Source organism: Streptomyces sp. T39 (assembly GCF_008042045.1).
GTDB lineage: Bacteria > Actinomycetota > Actinomycetes > Streptomycetales > Streptomycetaceae > Streptomyces.
In genome coordinates this window covers 1-2,968 of sequence record NZ_RDBP01000252.1, presented here as the reverse complement: position 1 = coordinate 2,968, position 2,968 = coordinate 1, and the positions used below count along the sequence as shown (strand labels likewise).

Annotated in this window: 3 protein-coding genes and 1 pseudogene; 2 read left to right on the top strand and 2 right to left on the bottom strand. The window is 76.0% G+C overall.

The window, feature by feature from the left end:
• A pseudogene (locus EAO77_RS39355) lies at positions 1-251 on the bottom strand (carbon-nitrogen hydrolase family protein); the annotation flags it as partial.
• Positions 252-710: 459 nt separating this feature from the next.
• On the opposite strand from EAO77_RS39355, the gene EAO77_RS37840 reads away from it, so the two are divergent.
• Positions 711-1,601, top strand: a complete 891-nt coding sequence (locus EAO77_RS37840) for a hypothetical protein (RefSeq protein WP_147992792.1) — start codon at positions 711-713, stop codon at positions 1,599-1,601.
• Positions 1,602-1,691: 90 nt separating this feature from the next.
• Here the strand turns inward: EAO77_RS37840 and EAO77_RS37835 are convergent, their stop codons facing one another.
• Positions 1,692-2,561 (bottom strand): EI24 domain-containing protein, encoded by an 870-nt coding sequence (locus EAO77_RS37835; protein WP_147992791.1) that lies wholly within the window; start codon positions 2,559-2,561, stop codon positions 1,692-1,694.
• Positions 2,562-2,667: 106 nt separating this feature from the next.
• On the opposite strand from EAO77_RS37835, the gene EAO77_RS37830 reads away from it, so the two are divergent.
• Positions 2,668-2,856, top strand: coding sequence for a hypothetical protein (locus EAO77_RS37830; RefSeq protein WP_147992790.1), 189 nt, complete (start codon positions 2,668-2,670; stop codon positions 2,854-2,856).
• The last annotated feature ends 112 nt before the right edge of the window (positions 2,857-2,968 follow it).

Sequence of the window (2,968 nt, the reverse complement as noted above, 5' to 3'; positions counted from 1 at the left end):
CTCGCCACGTACACCGCGCAGCCGTCCGCCTTCGCCCGCTCCGCCAGCTCGGGGAAGCGGTTGTCGTAGCAGACGGCGACGGCGAAGCGGACACCGTCGAGGGTGAAGCGGCCGTCGGCGGCACCCGGGACGAAGACCTCCAGCTCCCGGCCGTCCCGTCCCCGTTCCCGTTCCTGCCCCCGGGGGGACTCGCGCCGGCCGGGCTGACCGCCCTGCGCTGGTGGTCCGGTGACCGCGCCGCCGCCGTGCACGGCTCCGGTGACCCCTCCCGCTTCCTGAGCAGGTTCGCCGCGGACACCGCAGCCCTGCGCCGGTCCACCGACGAGGCCGCCGATACCCCAGGCCCCCTTGCACGCGGGGGGCGGGGCCCGGGCGAACCCGTCGCCGGACGCGGGTTCACGGACCCTCCCGGCGCGTGGCCCGGCGCCGAAGGCCCGTCCGCAGGCGGGTCCGAGGCCGCCGGCCCCGCCCCGGCCGACGGCGCGCCGCATCGCCCCGGACCACCCGCGTCCCCGCCGACCACGACGGACGCACCGGCCGAAGGGCCGTCACCCTTCCCACCACCCGGCACCCCGGCCCACGCGGCCACGCACTCCGGGCGACCCGTGTGGGGCTCCGGCCCGCAGCCCGCATCGCCGGCCACGGCCGACGCACCGGCGGCCCGGCCCTCGCCGGTCCCTCCACCGTCCGCCGTCCGGCCCGGTTGGGGGATGCCCGTCCCTCGGACGACCGGGGCCGCGGCACCGCTGTCGGCACCGGTCCGTGAACTGGTGGCCCTCCTGGAGACCCTGCACACCGCCGGCGCGGGGAGGGACAGCCGTCTGCTCGTCCTGGTCAAGGCCGCACAGAGCCTGACGCCGCCCCAGCTCGCGGAGGCGGCTGCCGCGCTGCGCACCGTCGGAGGTCACCCGGCGCAGGCGAACGGCCTGCTGCGTGAGGCGGGGCGGCGACTGGCCACGCAGGAGCTGGTGCGGCTGAGCGGCCGGCTGCGCGGCGAGGGCAGGCACGACGACGCCGACCTCGTGCTGGAGTCCGCGGCGAAGCACCGGGGTGCCGCCGAGCTGCACGAGTTGCTGGACGCGCTGCGGACCCCGGCCGGGCAGCAGGGGGCATCGGCGCGAAGCGCCCACTCCCTGCGCGACGTCCAGGTCGTGCGGGACGCGGGAGGCCCCCGACTCACGGCCAGACCCCTGTGGGGGCAGCCGCTCGGTCCGGCCGCCGGGCAGGGCCCGCGGTCGCTGCCGGGCGGGCGGGCCCTCGCGACGGAGCCCGGCCCGGTCTACCCGCAGCCCCCCGGGCCGACCACCGCACCGCAGCCCGAGCCCGCGGCCCGAGGCGCCGCATACGCGGCGCCCTCCCGCTCCGACGGGACGGCATCCCCCACCACCCCGCCGGGCCCGGCGCCGTTCACGCCGTACTGGTTCGCCGTCCCCGCCCCCCGGCAGCTCGTCGCCGAGGACTTCACCTCGCGCGTGGTCGCCGAGTTGCGGCCCGGGGTCTGGTACCGCGCGGTCGGGCGGTACGGCCTGGCCCTGGTCGCCACGACGGAGGACGGCCGCCGCGGCCTGCTGTGGGACACCGGCGGCCTCTACATCGGCTGACGCCCGTCCACCGGCGTCCGTGCCGTACCACCCGCCGCACCCCCCGCAGCCCAGCGCCCACCGGGCCCGGCCTGTGCGCCGGTGCGCGGTTCAGCGCCGCGGTCCCTGCCCCGGCTCCGGCCACACCACCGGCGGCGGCGTGACGCCGGCCGCGACGGAGCCCGCCGCGGAGACCGTGTCACCGCTGTCGCCGCCGTCGCCGTCGGCATCGTCACCGGCGTCCGGCGCGGGCGCCAGGTCACGGGCCATCAGCGTCGCCCCCGCCACCGCGCCCGGCATCAGGAACACGGCGACGAAGGGCACCAGGAACGCCAGCACCAGCGGCACGCCGAAGCCGAGGGCCGCCGTGCGGCGGCCGCGCAACAGCCGCAGCCGTTCCTTCAGTTCGATGCCGCGCCGCTGCATCGCCACCGCGGTCAGCTCCTCGGCGAGGAAGAACCCGGAGACGCAGAAGCCGAGCACCGGCACCACGGTCTGGCCGATCACCGGGATGAAGCCGCACGCGAAGAGCAGCACCCCGTAGCAGACGACGCGCAGCACGATCCGCAGCGAGTCGCGGGCCGAGATCCACAGTTCGCGCCAGAGCGGCAGCCCGGAGGAGGGGACGTCCCCGCCCTCGGTCCGGTCGACGTGCTCGGAGAGCGACTCGTAGAAGGGCTGCCCGACCAGCAGCGTCATCGCGGTGAAGGTGATCACCGACAGGAAGAGGCCCAGCGCGAAGAGCAGCGCGGTCAGCGCGCCGCGGAAGGCCTCCAGCCACGGCGAGGACCAGTCGTCGGCGAACGGCGTGGCCCAGGCGATCAGATCGTCGGCGAAGTTCACCAGGCCGAAGAGCGCCGCCGCGTACAGCACCAGCGTCACCAGACCGGGCAGCAGCCCGAAGCCGAACCACCGGCCGTGCCCGGCGACCCACCGCTGGCCCTTCATCAAGTAGCCGAAGCCCACCCCGAGATCACGCATACCCACAGCCTATCGGGGTGGCTCTTGTTGTCCGGCGGGCGAACCGGTAGACCCTGCGTACTGATCGTGTACCGCATCCTTCCGGCATCCGAAAGGTCCGTACCGCATGGGATCATCCCGACCCGTCGTGTTCCGTGCCGCGCTCACCACGCTTGCGGCCGCCCTCGCGGGCACCCTGCTCGTCCCGCCCGCCGCCACCGCGGCCCCCGGCCGTGACGAGCCCCGGCCCCACCCCGTGCGCGAGGGCGGCCGCAAGCGTGGTGAGCGCGGCACGGAACACGACGGGTCGGGATGATCCCATGCGGTACGGACCTTTCGGATGCCGGAAGGATGCGGTACACGATCAGTACGCAGGGTCTACCGGTTCGCCCGCCGGACAACAAGAGCCACCCCGATAGGCTGTGGGT